General features: G+C 63.1%; 18 protein-coding genes. 8 read left to right on the top strand and 10 right to left on the bottom strand.

The genetic code is table 11. The features are described 5' to 3' along the window. The first annotated feature begins 55 nt into the window (after nt 1–55). Nucleotides 56–1,390: a dihydroorotase gene (locus M8997_RS21620; RefSeq protein ID WP_250014480.1), complete on the top strand. Its 1,335-nt coding sequence runs from the start codon at nt 56–58 to the stop codon at nt 1,388–1,390. Here the strand turns inward: M8997_RS21620 and M8997_RS21615 are convergent. From M8997_RS21615 to M8997_RS21585, 7 genes are all read right to left on the bottom strand, one after another. Beyond that, nucleotides 1,378–2,163, bottom strand: coding sequence for a PhzF family phenazine biosynthesis protein (locus M8997_RS21615; RefSeq protein ID WP_250014479.1), 786 nt, complete (start codon nt 2,161–2,163; stop codon nt 1,378–1,380). The genes M8997_RS21620 and M8997_RS21615 overlap by 13 nt on opposite strands. A gap of 30 nt (nt 2,164–2,193) precedes the next feature. Further along, nucleotides 2,194–3,108 (bottom strand): sigma-70 family RNA polymerase sigma factor, encoded by a 915-nt coding sequence (locus tag M8997_RS21610; protein ID WP_250014478.1) that lies wholly within the window; start codon nt 3,106–3,108, stop codon nt 2,194–2,196. Further along, nucleotides 3,077–3,532, bottom strand: a complete 456-nt coding sequence (locus tag M8997_RS21605) for a carboxymuconolactone decarboxylase family protein (RefSeq protein ID WP_250014477.1) — start codon at nt 3,530–3,532, stop codon at nt 3,077–3,079. The genes M8997_RS21610 and M8997_RS21605 overlap by 32 nt, the downstream gene beginning before the upstream one ends. A gap of 78 nt (nt 3,533–3,610) precedes the next feature. Next, nucleotides 3,611–4,468 carry a hypothetical protein gene (locus M8997_RS21600; protein ID WP_250014476.1) on the bottom strand — a complete coding sequence of 286 codons (858 nt, stop codon included), beginning with the start codon at nt 4,466–4,468 and terminating at the stop codon, nt 3,611–3,613. A gap of 17 nt (nt 4,469–4,485) precedes the next feature. Then, on the bottom strand, nt 4,486–4,743 hold the full coding sequence (locus M8997_RS21595; protein ID WP_250014474.1) for a hypothetical protein: 258 nt from the start codon (nt 4,741–4,743) through the stop codon (nt 4,486–4,488). Nucleotides 4,744–4,841: 98 nt separating this feature from the next. Further along, nucleotides 4,842–5,192 carry a TIGR02301 family protein gene (locus tag M8997_RS21590; protein WP_250015404.1) on the bottom strand — a complete coding sequence of 117 codons (351 nt, stop codon included), beginning with the start codon at nt 5,190–5,192 and terminating at the stop codon, nt 4,842–4,844. 97 nt (nt 5,193–5,289) lie between these two features. Beyond that, nucleotides 5,290–5,745, bottom strand: a complete 456-nt coding sequence (locus M8997_RS21585) for an NUDIX hydrolase (protein ID WP_250014472.1) — start codon at nt 5,743–5,745, stop codon at nt 5,290–5,292. A 79-nt stretch (nt 5,746–5,824) separates the two neighbouring features. Between M8997_RS21585 and M8997_RS21580 the strand changes: the two genes are divergently transcribed. Together M8997_RS21580 and M8997_RS21575 are read left to right on the top strand one after the other, a co-directional pair. Continuing rightward, nucleotides 5,825–6,589, top strand: a complete 765-nt coding sequence (locus M8997_RS21580) for an SOS response-associated peptidase (RefSeq protein WP_250014470.1) — start codon at nt 5,825–5,827, stop codon at nt 6,587–6,589. Between the two features lie 36 nt (nt 6,590–6,625). After that, nucleotides 6,626–7,240: a LysE/ArgO family amino acid transporter gene (locus tag M8997_RS21575; RefSeq protein WP_250014468.1), complete on the top strand. Its 615-nt coding sequence runs from the start codon at nt 6,626–6,628 to the stop codon at nt 7,238–7,240. On the opposite strand, the gene M8997_RS21570 is transcribed toward M8997_RS21575, so the two are convergent. Next, entirely contained in the window at nt 7,217–7,384 is a 168-nt protein-coding gene (locus tag M8997_RS21570; RefSeq protein WP_250014465.1) for a hypothetical protein, read from the bottom strand. The two genes, M8997_RS21575 and M8997_RS21570, sit on opposite strands and share 24 nt — an antisense overlap. Before the next feature lie 363 nt (nt 7,385–7,747). Between M8997_RS21570 and cysS the strand changes: the two genes are divergently transcribed. The 4 genes from cysS (at nt 7,748) to rarD (ending at nt 12,536) form a co-directional block, all read left to right on the top strand. Beyond that, nucleotides 7,748–9,199: a cysteine--tRNA ligase gene (gene cysS, locus M8997_RS21565; RefSeq protein WP_250014463.1), complete on the top strand. Its 1,452-nt coding sequence runs from the start codon at nt 7,748–7,750 to the stop codon at nt 9,197–9,199. Nucleotides 9,200–9,281: 82 nt separating this feature from the next. Continuing rightward, on the top strand, nt 9,282–9,776 hold the full coding sequence (locus M8997_RS21560) for a GFA family protein (protein ID WP_250014461.1): 495 nt from the start codon (nt 9,282–9,284) through the stop codon (nt 9,774–9,776). After that, nucleotides 9,773–11,386, top strand: coding sequence for a citramalate synthase (cimA, locus tag M8997_RS21555; RefSeq protein WP_250014458.1), 1,614 nt, complete (start codon nt 9,773–9,775; stop codon nt 11,384–11,386). The genes M8997_RS21560 and cimA overlap by 4 nt, the downstream gene beginning before the upstream one ends. Before the next feature lie 193 nt (nt 11,387–11,579). After that, the gene (gene rarD, locus M8997_RS21550) at nt 11,580–12,536 is read left to right on the top strand and encodes an EamA family transporter RarD (RefSeq protein WP_250014456.1); all 957 of its coding nucleotides are present in this window, start codon (nt 11,580–11,582) and stop codon (nt 12,534–12,536) included. Here rarD and M8997_RS21545 read toward each other — a convergent pair. Both M8997_RS21545 and M8997_RS21540 read right to left on the bottom strand, forming a co-directional pair. Continuing rightward, nucleotides 12,533–13,519 carry a CorA family divalent cation transporter gene (locus M8997_RS21545; protein ID WP_250014453.1) on the bottom strand — a complete coding sequence of 329 codons (987 nt, stop codon included), beginning with the start codon at nt 13,517–13,519 and terminating at the stop codon, nt 12,533–12,535. The two genes, rarD and M8997_RS21545, sit on opposite strands and share 4 nt — an antisense overlap. Nucleotides 13,520–13,538: 19 nt before the next feature. Beyond that, nucleotides 13,539–14,144, bottom strand: a complete 606-nt coding sequence (locus M8997_RS21540) for a TIGR00730 family Rossman fold protein (RefSeq protein ID WP_250014451.1) — start codon at nt 14,142–14,144, stop codon at nt 13,539–13,541. Nucleotides 14,145–14,456: 312 nt separating this feature from the next. Between M8997_RS21540 and M8997_RS21535 the strand changes: the two genes are divergently transcribed. Next, nucleotides 14,457–15,698, top strand: a complete 1,242-nt coding sequence (locus M8997_RS21535) for a LysM peptidoglycan-binding domain-containing protein (protein WP_250014448.1) — start codon at nt 14,457–14,459, stop codon at nt 15,696–15,698. Nucleotides 15,699–15,786: the final 88 nt, after the last annotated feature.

The following is a 15,786-nucleotide window of genomic DNA, read 5'->3' as shown; positions in this document are numbered from 1 at the left end:
TCCTGCTTCTGTTACGTAATCCGCTGTGGACAGCTTCGCAAGGAACCGGATGCAAATGGCTCAAACCTTCGACACGATTTTCAGAAGCGGGATGGTCGTCAATCATGATGGCGTTGCGCTGCGTGATATCGGCATCAGAGACGGGCGGATCGCCGCCATCGGCAATCTCGGCACGGCTTCCGCCGCCGAAATCGTCGATGCGACGGGTCTCCATATCCTGCCCGGCGTGGTCGATAGCCAAGTTCATTTCCGCGAGCCCGGCCTCGAGCACAAGGAAGACCTCGAAAGCGGCTCGCGTTCGGCGGTACTTGGCGGCGTTACCGCCGTGTTCGAAATGCCGAACACCAAGCCCCTGACCACTTCGGCGGAAACGCTGGAAGACAAGGTGAAGCGCGCGCGCCATCGCATGCACTGCGATTTTGCCTTCTGGGTGGGCGGCACGCGGGAAAATGCGCAGGACGTGGCCGAACTCGAGCGCCTGCCGGGCGCGGCCGGCATCAAGGTGTTCATGGGCTCGTCCACCGGCAATCTCCTGGTCGAGGACGACGAGGGCGTCCGGTCCATCCTGAGGAATACGCGCCGGCGCGCGGCGTTCCATTCGGAGGACGAGTTCCGCCTGCGCGAGCGGGAAGGCCTGCGGGTTGCGGGCGATCCTGCCTCGCATCCGGTCTGGCGCGACGAAATCGCGGCGCTGCAATGCACGCAGCGGCTGGTCCGCATCGCGCAGGAGACCCGGGCGCGCATCCACGTCCTCCACATTTCGACGGCCGAGGAGATCGATTTCCTTGCCGGGCACAAGGATGTGGCGAGCTGCGAGGCGACGCCGCACCATCTGACGCTCGAAGCCAGCCAATATGCAACGCTCGGCAACCTCATCCAGATGAACCCGCCGGTGCGCGACGTGCGCCATCGCGACGGGGTGTGGAAAGGCGTCTCGCAGGGCATCGTCGATGTGCTGGGGTCGGACCATGCCCCGCATACGCTGGAGGAGAAGTCGAAGCCGTACCCGTCATCTCCCTCGGGCATGACCGGCGTGCAGACGCTGGTGCCGATCATGCTCGACCATGTCAACGAGGGCCGGCTTTCGATCGAGCGCTTCGTCGACCTCACCTCGCATGGCCCCAACCGGCTCTTCGGCATGGCGCGCAAGGGCCGCATTGCGGTGGGCTATGATGCCGACCTGACCATCGTGGACATGAAGCGGCGCGAGACCATCACCAATGCGCAGGTCGGCTCGAAGGCCGGATGGACGCCCTATGACGGCAGGATCGTCACCGGCTGGCCGGTCGGCACCATCGTCCGCGGTCGAAAGATCATGTGGGAAGGCGAGATCGTGACGCCGGGGCAGGGCGAACCGGTGCTGTTCGCCGAAGCGCTTCAGGGAAGATAGATCTCGGCCTTCATGAAGGTTATCGCCGCGCCGGTGATGAGAACGCGGTCGCCGGCGAGTTCGCAGCCGAGCCGGCCGCCGCGCCGCGAACGCTGGAACGCCGACAGCCTGTTCTTGCCCAGTTTTCCGGCCCAATAGGGCGTCAGGGTGGCGTGGATCGAGCCGGTAACCGGGTCCTCCGGTATGCCGGCATGGGGCGCGAAATAGCGCGAAACGAAATCATGTTCGTCGCCCCTGGCGGTCACGACCAGGCTCAGCGGCTGCAAGCGCAGTATCTTCTGATGGTCGGGAACGAATTCGGCCAGCGCCGCCTCGCTTTCGATCTCGATGAACACATTCTCGAAATTGCGGAACGCCGCGACGATCGGCGTGGCCGAAAGGCCCTCCGGCAGTTCCACATCCCCCAGCGGCTCGGGCGGGAAAGACGGGAAATCGAGCTGATAGGCGCCGTCGCCTTCGCTTACCCGCAAGGTCCCGACGCGGGTTTCGAACGAATACGGGCCCTTGATGCCGAGTTCGCGGGCAAGCACATGCGCCGAGGCGAGGGTGGCGTGGCCGCAGAAATCGACCTCGTGCACCGGCGTGAACCAGCGCAGGTCCCAGCCATCCCGGCCGCGCCTGACGAAGGCGGTCTCGGCCAGATTGTTCTCTGCCGCGATGGACTGCATGGTGGCCTCGCCGAGCCAATCGTCGAGCACCAGCACCGCCGCCGGATTGCCGCTGAAGAGCTCGGTCGTAAAGGCATCGACCTGGTACATGTCAAGCCTGGTCATCAGCGGGTCCACCCTGCATATCGCGAAGGATCAAGCTGTACCGCCGGACGGCGCCTGCGCAAATCGCAGATGCGCAAGTTTCTGGGGATTGCGCACGACATAGATCGATTTGATCCTGCCGTGCTCGATCTCGAAGGCCATCGACTGCGCGATGCCGTCGGTCTCCATCGTCACCAGACCGGGCAGCCCGTCGATCGGCCCTTCGTAGAGCAGCGGCGGCGCGGTGAAATTCTCGCGCCGCGCCGTTCTTTCGAAGAAGCGGCAGACATTGGCCACGGTAACCACGGGATTGATCGTCGCGACACGGTTGCCGCCGCCATCCGAATAGAGCACGACATCGTCCGCCAGCAGGGACCGAAGGCCGGCGGTATCGCCGGTGCGCGACGCCGCGAAGAAGGCCCTGGCTATGTTGGCGCCTTGCTCGCTCGATACCGGAAAGCGCGGCTTTGCCTTCTGCACATGCTGGCGGGCGCGGCTGGCAAGCTGGCGGCACGCGGCCGGGTCGCGGTCGATCGCCTCGGCGACCTGGCCGAAATCCTGGCCGAAGACGTCGTGCAGGAGAAAGGCCGCCCGCTCGAGCGGCGAGAGCCGTTCCAGCGCCAGCATCAGCGTCAGGGTGATGTCGTCGTCCATCTCGGCGCTTTCCGCCCCTGGCGCGATGATCGGCTCCGGCAGCCAGTTGCCGACATAGGATTCGCGCCTTGCCCGCGCCGATTTCAGGTGGTCGAGGCTCAGCCGGGTGATGATGCGCACGAGGAAGGCTTCTTCGTTGCGCACCTTCGACCGGTCGGCCTGGTACCAGCGAATGAAACCTTCCTGCACGATATCCTCGGCCTCGGCGACCGACCCGGTCATGCGGTAGGCAATGCGGGTCAGCCGCGGCCGCAGGCGCGCAAAGGAGTTCGCACTGCCGTCAGGCTGCGGCACGGTCGCCTTCCACGGCATGGATGGCGCGGAAGCCGACGCAGATGCGGTTCCAGCCATTGATGGTCACGATGAGCATGGTCAGCTTGACGATCTCCTCCTCGCTGAAATGCCTCTTCAACGCCTCATATTCCTCGTCCGGAGCATGGGTCTGCGCCACGAGCGTCAGCGTCTCCGTCCAGGCCAGCGCCGCGCGCTCGCGATCCGTATAGAGCGGCGATTCGCGCCAGCCGGCGAGGAGATAGAGCCGCTGCTCGCTCTCGCCCTTTTCCCGCGCCTCGCGATTGTGCATGTCGAGGCAATAGGCGCAGCTATTTATCTGCGAGGCACGGATTTTCACAAGCTCGGCGAGGCTCGTCTCGATGCCATTGGCGGCAACGCTCTCCTCGAGCCTGAGCATCGGCTCTATTGCGTGATACTTGTAGGGAACCAGTCTCGGCTTCATTTCTGCCTCCATTCGTTCGGTTACGCGAACAAGACGAGGCAGATCATGCGAATGTGACACCGATGGCGAAATAAATCCTCAGTCGCCGGTAACGAAGAAACGCCAGCGCCCCTTGGGCGTGATGCCGAGCCTGTAGAAGACATAGGTGCCGAACTGCTTCATCTCGTCATAATCGCCGGCGGTAACGATCTGGAAAAGTTCGACTTTCTGCTTCGCATCCAGCTTGTCCAGCGGATAGGCGAAGAAATAGGGCCAGACATAGAGCTCGTCCGCCGTGCCGGCATCGATATGCACATAGCCAGACTCCAGCACGTCGACGAGGATCGCCAGTATCTCCTGGCCGTCGGGATCGCCGGCCTGGCTCTTCAGGTAGGCGAGGGGATCGCCTTCTATGTCGGCCAGCGACAGCATGGTCACGTCGTCGCCCGAGCCGATCAGCGGCCGCAAGGCTTCGATCGAACCCGATTTGGCGGCGGTGAGAATGAGCTCGTGCATCTTGCGCACGGGGAAGGGCAGCTTGCCGAGATCATATTCGACCTTGGGCACTTCCGCGCCCTCGGCCGCGTTCGGCATGGCCGGATTGGTCGGCTTGCCGGCGGCATCCGGTTCGGCGGCGGGAGCCGTTTCCTGGGCCGGAGTTTCTGTGGGAGCTTCGGCCGGAGCTTCGGAAGGAGCGGGCTCCGCCGGCTTTTGCGGCTCGGTCGGCTGTGCTTCCGGCTGTTGCGGAGCCTCTGCGGGCGCGCCATCCTGCTGGGCAGGCGTGGTCTGCCCGTTCTCCGGCTTTGCCGGCAGTTCTTCCTGTTTCAGTTCGCTGAGGGCAAGCTGAACGGGCCGATCGAGCGCCGCTGCCAGGCCCGGACTGCTGAAGGCGCATACGCCCATCGCCAGAAGTGCCGCCTTGGCGAATGTGTGGGCGGAAGAGCGCTTTTCAAGCATGAGAGATTACCACCAGCCTATTGCAGGATGCGATTCGACGAAAATTCACCTGCAGCAATACGGTCGCGCAACGCATCAAGCAAGGTCAGCGCAGACACTTCCCCGTTATCGCGAATGAGTTCGGAAAGCGCGGTCACGAAAGCCGCTTCCGCCATGATCTCGGTCTCGATGCCTTCAAGCGTCCCGTCGGCCCAGACCTCATTCTGATATTCGATCGCGGCGAGTTTCTTCTCTTCGGCTACCAGCCTGTCGAGATCCGTCGAGGTCATGCTCATAATATCCATCCTTGGCCGAAGCCAATGTAAATGCCCACCAACTTTATCATAGGTTGTGACTAAAATGCGGCCCATCGGCTTCAACAGTTAAAGCCCGGTTAATTTCCATAGCTCGATACGATCTCGGAGGAAAGCCTGCTTCCCTCGCTCTCGTAGCGGTCAATCGCCGCAATGGCCTGGCTCGTGCAGCTCGTATAGCTCTCGCTGAAGGTGCGATAACCCCGGTTGAAACTGGCGATCAGCCGGGCCTTGCGGGCAGGATCGGGATTTTCCGCGGCGAGGATCGAATCCATCCGGTCGCGCCACTCGCTGCTTCTTTCGCCGCACAGATTGCGCAGCGAATGGATCGATCCCAATACTTCCGCCAGCCTCAAAAGCTTCGCTTCGTAAAGCGGCTCCACTGCCGATGAAGGGCTGGCCGCCGCGACAAGGGCGAGGCACAGTAGAATTGAAGCTGGTTTCCGCACAAAAGGGCCCTGTATTCGATCACAGCCATGATGTTGCTCGAAAGCAAGGCACGTTCAAGGCAAAGCCCGCGAAATAACTTCAAATTTTGAACGATGCCGCCAGATGGCGGGCGAAGTCGAGCACGCTTTCGGTCACCCGGTGCTCGGCCATTTCCTCGAAGGTCAGCCAGTGGATGGCGGCGGCATCGTCGGCGGCGATGGCTTCGCCGATCGGGTCATGGGCGCGGAACACGGCGAGCCGGTAGGGCCGGGGCGCGGGATATTCGGGCGTGGACAGGTCGAATGTCACCGTGTCGAGATAGGTCACGGCGGTGGCGACGAGACCGGTTTCCTCCCGCAATTCGCGCAGCGCCGCCTCCTGCGGCGTCTCCCCGTCTTCGCGGCTGCCGCCGGGGAAGGCCAGCCAGCCCTTCGACGGCTCGCGGCTGCGCTCCACCAGAAGAAAGGCCTTGCCGCGAATGCAGACCACGGAAACGCCGTCCACGGTGGCGGAAAGAGGAATTTGGGCCATGCGAAAGGCGTAACGGCTGGTCATGCCATTTGCAAGCTTGTATCACTTGACCATTGGCGGCAAATGCGGAAGATCGCGCATTCCAACCAAAGGCCCAATATTCATGTGCGGACGTTTTGCTCTCCTCGCGGCACCGGAAGAACTCGCCGCCTTTCTCGGTCTGATGGACCTCGAGGATTTCCCGCCGCGCTACAATATCGCGCCGACGCAGCCCATATTGCTGGTAGTCTCGGGCGAAACGCCGCCGCCGGGCAGCAACAGGCCGGATCGCAAGGCGCTGCTGGTGCGCTGGGGTCTCATTCCGGGCTGGGTGAAGAACACCGCCGACTATCCGCTGATGATCAATGCAAGGTCGGAAGGCGCCATCGAGAAGGCCTCGTTCAAGACGGCGATGCGGCATCGGCGCGCGCTCATCCCCGCTTCCGGCTTCTATGAATGGCGCCGCGTCGGCGAGCGCAAGTCGCAGGCCTACTGGATCCGGCCGAAGCATGGCGGCATGATCGCCTTTGCCGGGCTTTACGAGCCCTGGGCCAATGCCGAAGGGTCCGAGTTGGATACGGCGGCGATCCTGACCACGGCCGCCAACGAGACGCTGGCGCCGATCCACAATCGCATGCCCGTGGTGATCGAACAGAAGGATTTTGCCCGCTGGCTCGACTGCAAGACGCAGGAGCCCCGCCATGTCGCCGACCTTCTGAAGCCGGCACAGGCGGATTTCTTCGAAGCCATCCCGGTTTCGGACAAGGTGAACAAGGTCGCCAATACCGGCCCCGACATACAGGAACGGGCCGAAGCGATACTGCCTGAGCCGCGCAAGCCAGCGCGCGGCGAGGCGCCTGCCAACGACGATCAATTGAAGCTCTTCTGACTGGCCGCCCGGCCACGAACCAGGACAATCCATAGAATGTTTTCAGCCGCACTTTCCGGATTTCTGCTCGGCGCTTCGCTGATCATCGCCATTGGCGCGCAGAATGCCTTCATTCTCAGGCAGGGCCTGCTGCGCGAGCACGTCTTCGTGCTCTGCCTCATCTGCGCCCTGTCCGATGCCTTGCTCATCGCCGCCGGCGTTGCCGGTCTCGGCACGCTGATCGCGCAATCGCCGACGCTCATCTCGGTGGTGACGCTCGGCGGCGCCATCTTCCTGTTCTGGTATGCGTCCGTCGCCTTCCGCCGCGCCTTGCACCCGGAAGCCATGCAGGCGGCCAGGAATGGCGGCGGCACGCTGAAGGCGGCAGTCGCCACCGTCCTGGCGCTGACCTTCCTCAATCCGCATGTCTATCTGGATACGGTGGTGCTTCTGGGCGGATTGTCCGCGCGCTTCGAAGGCGCCAACCGCGCGGCCTATGGCCTTGGCGCGGCAGTGTCGTCATTCGTATGGTTCTTCGGGCTCGGCTACGGCGCCCGCCTGCTGCAACCCGTCTTCGCCAAGCCATCGGCCTGGCGCGTCCTCGATGTGCTGATCGGCCTCGTTATGGCCGGCATCGCCTTGAGCCTGCTAGTCCGTTTCCTGAACAATTGACGCCAGCTTCAGGGTCGGGCGCTTGCGGACCATCGCGGCGATGGCGGCGCGGACCGCTGCCGGTCCGATGGCTCCGTAATGAGAGGCGAGATAATCGGCTCGCGCCGTTTCCCGCGCCGTCGTGCTTTGCAGTACAGGTTTCATGGGTCTGGTCCTTCTAAACCGGGGCCTATTCCCCCTTTTCGTCACGGCTGGAAGATTCCCGTTCAATTTGGCCGGAAACAAGGCACTTTCCTGGAGGATTTTGGGCTTTCCGGTTAATTTGGATTAACCATGCGACCCCTGGCAAAAATGCAACACTTGCGGGTTTCGCTCCACTTGACGCCGATCATCGCCTCCTTCATAAGGTTCGCATGAAAACGTCGCCTGTCACGATTGTTACCTGTCGGACCATTATTCGCTAGCTTTCGCTGGCCCGGCCGTTTTCATCTCAAATTTCAGCCCAGATGCGAATAAGCCGGTCAGAGACCTGCAATCCTTTCGTCACTCACGGAATTTGAACGCGCCATGTCCCAGCCTCTCAGCCTCTACAATACGTTGACCCGTTCGACGGAGGTTTTCGAACCCGTCGATGCGAGGAATGTGCGCATGTATGTCTGCGGCCCGACGGTCTATGACTATGCGCATATCGGCAATGCGCGGCCCGTCATCGTGTTCGACGTGCTGTTCCGGCTGCTGCGCCACCTCTATGGCGAAAGCAATGTCACCTATGTGCGCAACATCACCGACGTCGACGACAAGATCAATGCGCGGGCGGCGAGCGAATATCCCGACCTGCCGCTGAACGAGGCGATCCGCCGCGTGACGGAGATCACCGACGCGCAGTTCCAGGCGGATGTCGCGGCGCTCGGCAATCTGCCGCCGACGCAGCAGCCGCGGGCGACCGAGCACATCGCCGAGATGACGGCGCTCATCGACAGGCTGGTCGAGCGCGGCATCGCCTATGTGGCGGATGGGCACGTCCTGTTCTCGCCCTCCGCCATGAATGCGGCGAGGGGCCCGCGCTACGGCCTGCTTTCGCGCCGTTCCTCGGAGGACCTTCTCGCCGGGGCCCGCGTCGATGTGGCCTCCTACAAGCGCGACGAGATGGATTTCGTCCTGTGGAAGCCGTCCAGCGACGAGGAACCGGGCTGGCCGTCGCCGGCCGGCATCGAAGGGCGAGGGCGCCCGGGCTGGCATATAGAATGCTCCGCCATGGCGCTGGCAAAGCTGCTCGTGCCCTTCGGCGGCGGGCTGCAATGCGACGATCCGCAGAAGAATGTTTTCGACATCCATGGCGGCGGCATCGATCTGGTCTTTCCGCACCACGAGAACGAGATTGCGCAGACATGCTGCGCCCTCGGCACGCAGCGCATGGCGAATGTGTGGATGCACAATGGATTTCTTCAGGTCGAGGGCCAGAAGATGTCGAAGAGCCTCGGCAATTTCGTCACCATCCATGAGCTCCTTGCGACCGAGACCTTTGGCGGCCGGCGCTGGCCGGGCGAGGTGCTGCGCCTCGCCATGCTGATGACGAATTATCGCGAGCCCATCGATTTCAGCCTCAAGCGGCTCGAGGAAGCCGAGAACATCCTGGCCAAGGCGCGCGAATATGCCGGGTCGGCGACGCCGGGAGCGGTGCCGGAAGCGGCGATCGACTATCTCAGGGACGATCTGGCGACGCCGGGGCTGATCAACTGGCTTGCCGTGGCGCGGAAGTCGCGCGAGCTCGATCCGGGCGCCTACCGGGCCGCTTTCGCGCTGATCGGCATCGATCTTGGCGAAACCGCCGCGATTTCCGACGATCTGCATGCGGAGGTCGAGGCAAAGGTGCAGCAGCGTCTGCAATTGCTCGGCGCCAGGGACTTTGCCGCTGCCGACGCGCTGCGCGACGAGCTGGCGGCGAAGGGGATTCAGCTGAAGGACGGCAAGGACCCGGCGACGGGCGCGCGCGTCACCAGTTGGGAGGTGAAGCGGTGAGCGGGTCGCAAAGCGTGCCGAACGGCTCCAACTGCTGTAACATCGCAGGGGAGCAGGACAGGAAACCGGGAGGGTGGCTGCCATGAGCCTCGACAACAAGCCTATCTATACGGGCGGATGCCAATGCGGCGCCATCAGGTTTCGCGTCGAAGGCCGCCTCGCCGACGCGTCGATCTGCCATTGCCGCATGTGCCAGAAGGCGCTCGGCAATTTCATCGCGCCCTACGCCTCGGTGCGCGGCGCCGATTTCCGCTGGACGCGCGGCGAGCCGAAGCGTTTTCGCTCGTCCAATCACGTGCAACGCGGCTTCTGCGCCGATTGCGGCACGCCCCTGACCTATGAGGCGCCCGACGGCCTGGCGATCACCATCGGCGCCTTCGACCATCCAGAAGAACTCGCGCCCACGGTGCAATGGGGCATCGAAGGCAAACTGCCCTATATGGACGATCTCGCCGGCTTGCCGGCATTCTCGACGGAGGGCGATCCGGCAGCGGAGGCTTTTGTAAAGACGATGGTCTCCTACCAGCACCCGGACCATGATACCGACCAATGGCCAATCGGCGGAGCGACGAAGTGACAAGGGAACGCATCTATCTTTTCGACACGACCTTGCGTGACGGTCAGCAGACGCCGGGCATCGACTTCTCGGTCGAGGACAAGAAGGTCATCGCCGCGATGCTGGACGAATTCGGCCTGGACTATGTCGAGGGCGGCTATCCCGGCGCCAATCCGACCGATACGGCGTTTTTCGCGGAGAAGCGGACGCAGCGCGCGAAATTCGCCGCATTCGGCATGACCAAGCGCGCCGGCATCTCGGCCTCCAACGATCCGGGCCTGGCGGCGCTGCTGGCCTCGTCCGCCGATACGGTCTGCTTCGTCGGCAAGAGCTGGGATTATCACGTGCGTGTCGCGCTCGGCTGCACCAATGAGGAGAATCTCGAATCCATCGCCGCATCGGTGCGCGCGGCCGTCGAGGCCGGCAAGGAAGCGATCGTCGATTGCGAGCATTTCTTCGATGGCTACAAAGCCAATCCGGATTATGCGCTGGCCTGCGCCAGGGCGGCCCATGATGCCGGGGCGCGCTGGGTGGTGCTCTGCGACACCAATGGCGGCACCCAGCCGGCGGAGATCGGCGCCATCGTCCGCGCGGTGACGGCCGTCATCCCCGGCGATCATCTCGGCATCCATGCCCATAATGATACGGAACAGGCGGTCGCCAATTCGCTGGCCGCGGTGGATGCGGGCGTGCGCCACATCCAGGGGACGTTGAACGGCATCGGCGAGCGCTGCGGCAATGCCAATCTCATCACGCTGATACCGACCCTCATGCTGAAGCCGCTATGGTCGGACCGTTTCGAGCTCGGCATCAGCCGGGAGAAGCTGCAGGGCCTGTCGCGCCTGTCGCGCAGTTTCGACGAGCTGCTCAACCGCGCGCCCGACATGCAGGGCGCCTATGTCGGCAGCTCGGCCTTCGCCACCAAGGCGGGAATCCACGCCTCGGCGCTGATCAAGGAGCCGGCGACCTATGAGCATGTTCCGCCGGAAACTGTCGGGAACCGGCGCAAGGTCATGGTCTCCGACCAGGGCGGCAAGTCGAATTTCATCAACGAGCTGGAGCGTCGCGGCATTGCCGTTTCCAAGGCCGATCCGCGGCTCGATACGCTGATCGCGCTCGTCAAGGAGCACGAGGCGGAAGGCTATGCCTATGAGGGCGCCGATGCGAGTTTCGAGCTCCTTGCCCGGCGCACGCTCGGCAGCGTGCCGGAATTCTTCAAGATCGATTCGTTCCGCTGCATGGTCGAGCGCCGCTTCGATGCCAATGGCAATATCAAGACGGTTTCCGAAGCCGTGGTGCGCATGGAAGTCGATGGCGAGATGCGCATGTCGGTCGCCGAGGGCCATGGCCCGGTCAATGCGCTCGATCTCGCCCTGCGCAAGGATATGGGCCGCTACCAGAGCGAGATACAGGATCTCGTGCTGGCCGATTTCAAGGTCCGCATCCTCAATGGCGGCACGGAAGCCATCACGCGCGTGCTCATCGAGTCGACGGATTCCACCGGCATACGCTGGTGGACGGTGGGCGTTTCCGACAACATCATCGATGCGTCATTCCAGGCGCTGATGGACTCCATCGTCTACAAATTGATGAAAAACCGCGAACTTGCCGGCAAGATCGCCGCAGAATGAGCAGTTTTCGCCTTTATTCCTAAACATCAAAGCGCTTGATGGATGAATCAGGCGAATTCAATGGACGTTGCACGGGCGTGGGTCTAGGTCAGGACCAGCCGGAGAGGATGTCCCGGGCCATGCTTTCAGTATTGGCGCGCCACACCGAACGCTGGCGGCTTCGTCGGAGGGACATGAGTTTCAGGAATGCGCCATGACTGAGCAAGCCAATATGAATCCCACCATGCCGCCCGCCGTGCCGCCCGCCGTGCCACTAGGCATGTCGGACGCCAGGAAAGGCTTCTTCTTCGCCCTTTCGGCCTATCTCCTGTGGGGGATATTGCCGCTCTATCTCAAGCTCGTCGCCTATATGCCGGCGCTCGAAGTGGTGGCGCATCGCATCATCTGGTCGGTGCCGATCGCCGCGATCCTGCTCTGGTGCCTCGGCCTGTTCGGCGATCTGAAGGTCGCCCTGACGACGCCGCGCATGCTGCTGATGGCGACCCTGACGGCGATGCTGATCACCCTGAACTGGGGCACCTATGTCTGGGCCATCGCCAGCGGCCATGCCATCGACACGGCGCTCGGCTATTACATCAACCCGCTGGTCAATGTCGTGCTGGGCGCGGTGTTCCTGTCGGAAAAGCTGTCGCGCCCGCAGATGGTGGCCGTTGCGCTCGCCGCATGCGCCGTGCTGCTGCTGACGGTTTCGTCGGGCGGCCTGCCATGGATATCGCTGGTGCTGGCGTTCAGCTTCGGCTTCTACGGCTTCTTCCGCAAGACGCTGCCGATCGGGCCGGCGCAGGGCTTCATGCTCGAAGTGCTCATCCTGTCGATTCCCTCGCTGGCCTATGTCGCCTGGACCATCTCCGAGGGCAGCAGCCATTTCGTCAATGGCGGCGCCGATGATATCGGGCTGCTGCTCTTTGCCGGGCCGGCGACGGCCGTGCCGCTGATCCTCTATGCCTTCGGCGCCAAGCTGCTGCGCTATACGACGATCGGGCTTATGCAGTATATCGCGCCGACGATCGTCTTCCTCACGGCGATCTTCATCTTCGGCGAGCCGTTCTCGCAGATGCAGTTCATCGCCTTCGCGCTCATCTGGACGGCGCTTGCGATCTATACCTGGTCGATGCTGCGGGAATCGCGCCGCGCCCGCAGCGTCGCCTAGCGGCCCGACCCGCCGATCTTGCGAACCGCGAGAAACACGAAAAGCGAGACCGCCAGCGCCACGAAGGAGACGATGGCAAAGCCCTGGCTGCTTTCCGCGAAGGGCAGGCCGCCGGTATTCATGCCGAACAGGCCGCTGATGACGGTGGTCGGCAACAGGACCGCCGTCATCACCGACAGGATATAGAGCAGCCTGTTCGACCGGTCCGTCATCTTGGCCAGAAGCTCGTCCTGCAGCAGGCGTGCCCGCCGCTGCAATTGCTCGCCCTCGCCATGCAGCGTCACTGCCCGGCGCGACAGGTCCTCGATCAGATCGTCGATATCCTCCGGAAACGAGCGCCTGTCGGCATGGTCGATATCGCGGAAAAGCGCGGTCGCCGCGGACAGATAGCGGTGGAACACCACGATCTGCCGCCGCACCGGCACCAGCCGCTCGCGCTCGCCCTGCCAGTTCTCGCCGACGATGCGATCCTCGATGGAATCGAGCGTTGCCGACAGGCTGGTGATCTCGATCCTGAGCAGGTCGAGAAAGCGGCGGAATATGGCATTGAAGAGTTCCAGCGGGCGCGCCGGTTTCAGCTTGCCGGTCTGGATCGCGCGCTTGGTGTCGTCGACGGCCTGGAGCGGATGTTTCCTGCCGCTGAGGAACTGCGTGCCGTTGAAGGCGAAGCGGAAATAGCCGAGTTCGCGCGGATCGCCATAATGCTCATGCTGGAGATCGGGCAATTCGCCGAACATCCAGCCTTCGTCATAACTGATCTGAAATTGGTCGCCGGGCGAGAGCAGCGCGTCCCTGATGGTTGCAGGCAGGCTCTCATCCGACTGGAGGTTGCGGCGGGCGCGCGCATCGACGAGCGTATAATTGCGCCAGGACCAGAGCACGGCATCGCCGCTCTTGCCGGCCAGTTGCCCCTGCGCATCGAAATCGTGCACGACGGCGAAATCACCGAGAGGCGAGGCGGGGTCAGGATCGAGCGGCATCATCATCCTGATCCCTTCGGGTTTACATGCGTTCGATAATCTCTTCCTTGCCCTCGCGGTCGCCACCCTTGGCAGCCTTGAGAATGGCAGGGACGATATTTTCCGCCTCGTCTACCACGAGCGGATTGACCAAATGTGACGTATGCACGAAGCCTTCCGACTTCATGTGGTCGATCAGCGCCAGCATGGGATTCCAGAAGCCGTTGATATTGGCGAAGACCATCGGCTTGCGGTGCCGCCCGAGCTGCGCCCAGGTCATGATCTCGACGATTTCCTCGACGGTGCCGATGCCGCCCGGCAGGGTGACGAAGGCGTCCGACCGCTCGAACATCTTGTGCTTGCGCTGGTGCATGTCCTCGGTGACGATGAGTTCCGAAAGCTGCCCCAGCGCCTGCTCGGTCGCTTCCTTGTTCATCAGGAATTCCGGGATGATGCCGGTGACCTTGCCGCCGGCCGACATGACGCCCTCGGCGACCGCGCCCATGATGCCTTTGGTGCCGCCGCCATAGACGAGTTCCAGCCCATGATCGGCAATCGATTTGCCGAGCGTCCGGCCCGCGAGTTTATAGATCGGATCGCGGCCCGGGGAAGAGCCGCAATATACGCAAATGGATCGAATCTTGCTCATGGCCCACTCGTGCCTCCTGCGCGGCCAAAGGTCAAGAGCGATAAGGGGCAAGCGTGGAGAGAGCTTCTCTGTCGATGACGGGCCAGTGACTAAACAGTGATTAAATCGAATTTATTGGCCGCAAATGCCTCGAATTCGAGGCAATTTTGAACCGTTTTCTTGTAGCTCGGCGCAAAAGGCGCTAGAGCAATTCATAAGGAAGTGGGGAATTGCTGCTTAGGCGGCATAGTCGCGAAATGGGGATTTGGCGGACCCCCGCGACCGGATGGGGACAACCGCTCAAGAGCAAGAACAACAATGAACGGAAATAACATGGCCAGCAGTCGATATTTGTTATGGGGATTTGGCGCAGTTGTTGCTGCGGGTCTCGTCGCCGTCTATTCGGGCTACCTGCCCGGAACGAACACGCAGCCGCAGCCGGCCTCGGTCGCATCGCAGCCGGCGCCGGAGAAGCCCTCCGCGTCGGCAGTTGCGAAGACGCCGCCTGCCGCACCGGCAGCAGAGGGCGCCCAGACATCGACCCAGACACCAGCTGCGGCCCAGGCTCCGGCATCCGGCGAGCCAGCCGCAACCAATCAGGCGGCAACGCCGGGGGCGCCGACCTTCGACATATTGCGCGTCGAACCCAATGGCTCCATCGTCATCGCCGGCAGGGCGGGCAAAGATGCGACCGTCGATCTCCTGCTGAAGGGCGAAGTCATCGGCACCACCAAATCTTCCGCCAATGGCGATTTCGTCATCGCGCTGGACGAGCCGCTGGAGCCGGGCGACTACCAGCTCGTGCTGCGTTCGACCGGTGCCGACGGCACGGCCATGACCTCGGTGGAAACCGCCATCGTCTCCGTTCCTGAAAGTGAATCCGGCCAGGTGCTGGCGCTCGTCGAGCAGTCGGGCCAGCCGAGCCGCATGATCACCAAGCCGCAGGCAAAGGAGAAGCCCGCCGCCGAAACCGTGGTGGCAAGCACCGCCAAGGGCGAGCAGCCTGCGCCTCCGGCAGCGGTCAAGGCGCGCATATCGGTCGAAGCCGTCGAGATCGAGGGCAACAAGATCTTCGTCGCCGGCAATGCCGAGCCGGGCGCGACCGTCAAGGTCTATGCCAATAGCGATGTGCTTGGCTCCACCGCCGCAACCCAGGAAGGCCGCTTCCTGGTGCAGACGGTACGGGAGCTGGAGGTCGGCGATTACATCATTCGCGCCGACATGCTGGCCAAGGATGGCGTCACCGTCGTCGCGCGGGCCGCCGTGCCCTTCCGCCGCGATGCGGGCGACCGGGTATCGGCCGTTGCGCCGACGCCGGCCACCGGCGAACAACCGGCAGCCGCCGCGGGCGATGCGCAGGCCGCCGCCGATGCCGGCGCGCCGCTGCGCCCCGTCGATGGCTCGGTCATCATCCGCCGCGGCGACAATCTCTGGCGGATCTCGCGCCGCACCTATGGCGAAGGCATGCGCTATACGACGATCTACCTTGCCAACAAGGAACAGATCCGCAATCCGGACATGATCTATCCCGGCCAGGTGTTCAACCTGCCGGAAAAGGCCACGCAGACGCAATAATTGGCGCTGGGGCAGGGAAAAGCGGAACGATCGGTCGCAATCGCGGTCGCGGGCAGCATATTTTTCCCGTCCGGCTTGTGTTCGGCGG

The sequence above is a fragment of the Phyllobacterium sp. 21LDTY02-6 genome, from assembly GCF_023554255.2.
GTDB lineage: Bacteria > Pseudomonadota > Alphaproteobacteria > Rhizobiales > Rhizobiaceae > Phyllobacterium.
This window is presented reverse-complemented; position numbering and strand designations above follow the sequence as displayed.

Bases quoted from the DNA above. Each gene is read 5' to 3' on its own strand.
- M8997_RS21620 (WP_250014480.1), top strand. From the start codon at position 56: ATGGCTCAAACCTTCGACACGATTTTCAGAAGCGGGATGGTCGTCAAT.
- M8997_RS21615 (WP_250014479.1), bottom strand. From the start codon at position 2,163: ATGACCAGGCTTGACATGTACCAGGTCGATGCCTTTACGACCGAGCTC.
- M8997_RS21610 (WP_250014478.1), bottom strand. From the start codon at position 3,108: ATGCCGTGGAAGGCGACCGTGCCGCAGCCTGACGGCAGTGCGAACTCC.
- M8997_RS21605 (WP_250014477.1), bottom strand. From the start codon at position 3,532: ATGAAGCCGAGACTGGTTCCCTACAAGTATCACGCAATAGAGCCGATG.
- M8997_RS21600 (WP_250014476.1), bottom strand. From the start codon at position 4,468: ATGCTTGAAAAGCGCTCTTCCGCCCACACATTCGCCAAGGCGGCACTT.
- M8997_RS21595 (WP_250014474.1), bottom strand. From the start codon at position 4,743: ATGAGCATGACCTCGACGGATCTCGACAGGCTGGTAGCCGAAGAGAAG.
- M8997_RS21585 (WP_250014472.1), bottom strand. From the start codon at position 5,745: ATGACCAGCCGTTACGCCTTTCGCATGGCCCAAATTCCTCTTTCCGCC.
- M8997_RS21580 (WP_250014470.1), top strand. From the start codon at position 5,825: ATGTGCGGACGTTTTGCTCTCCTCGCGGCACCGGAAGAACTCGCCGCC.
- M8997_RS21575 (WP_250014468.1), top strand. From the start codon at position 6,626: ATGTTTTCAGCCGCACTTTCCGGATTTCTGCTCGGCGCTTCGCTGATC.
- M8997_RS21570 (WP_250014465.1), bottom strand. From the start codon at position 7,384: ATGAAACCTGTACTGCAAAGCACGACGGCGCGGGAAACGGCGCGAGCC.
- cysS (WP_250014463.1), top strand. From the start codon at position 7,748: ATGTCCCAGCCTCTCAGCCTCTACAATACGTTGACCCGTTCGACGGAG.
- M8997_RS21560 (WP_250014461.1), top strand. From the start codon at position 9,282: ATGAGCCTCGACAACAAGCCTATCTATACGGGCGGATGCCAATGCGGC.
- rarD (WP_250014456.1), top strand. From the start codon at position 11,580: ATGACTGAGCAAGCCAATATGAATCCCACCATGCCGCCCGCCGTGCCG.
- M8997_RS21545 (WP_250014453.1), bottom strand. From the start codon at position 13,519: ATGATGCCGCTCGATCCTGACCCCGCCTCGCCTCTCGGTGATTTCGCC.
- M8997_RS21540 (WP_250014451.1), bottom strand. From the start codon at position 14,144: ATGAGCAAGATTCGATCCATTTGCGTATATTGCGGCTCTTCCCCGGGC.
- M8997_RS21535 (WP_250014448.1), top strand. From the start codon at position 14,457: ATGGCCAGCAGTCGATATTTGTTATGGGGATTTGGCGCAGTTGTTGCT.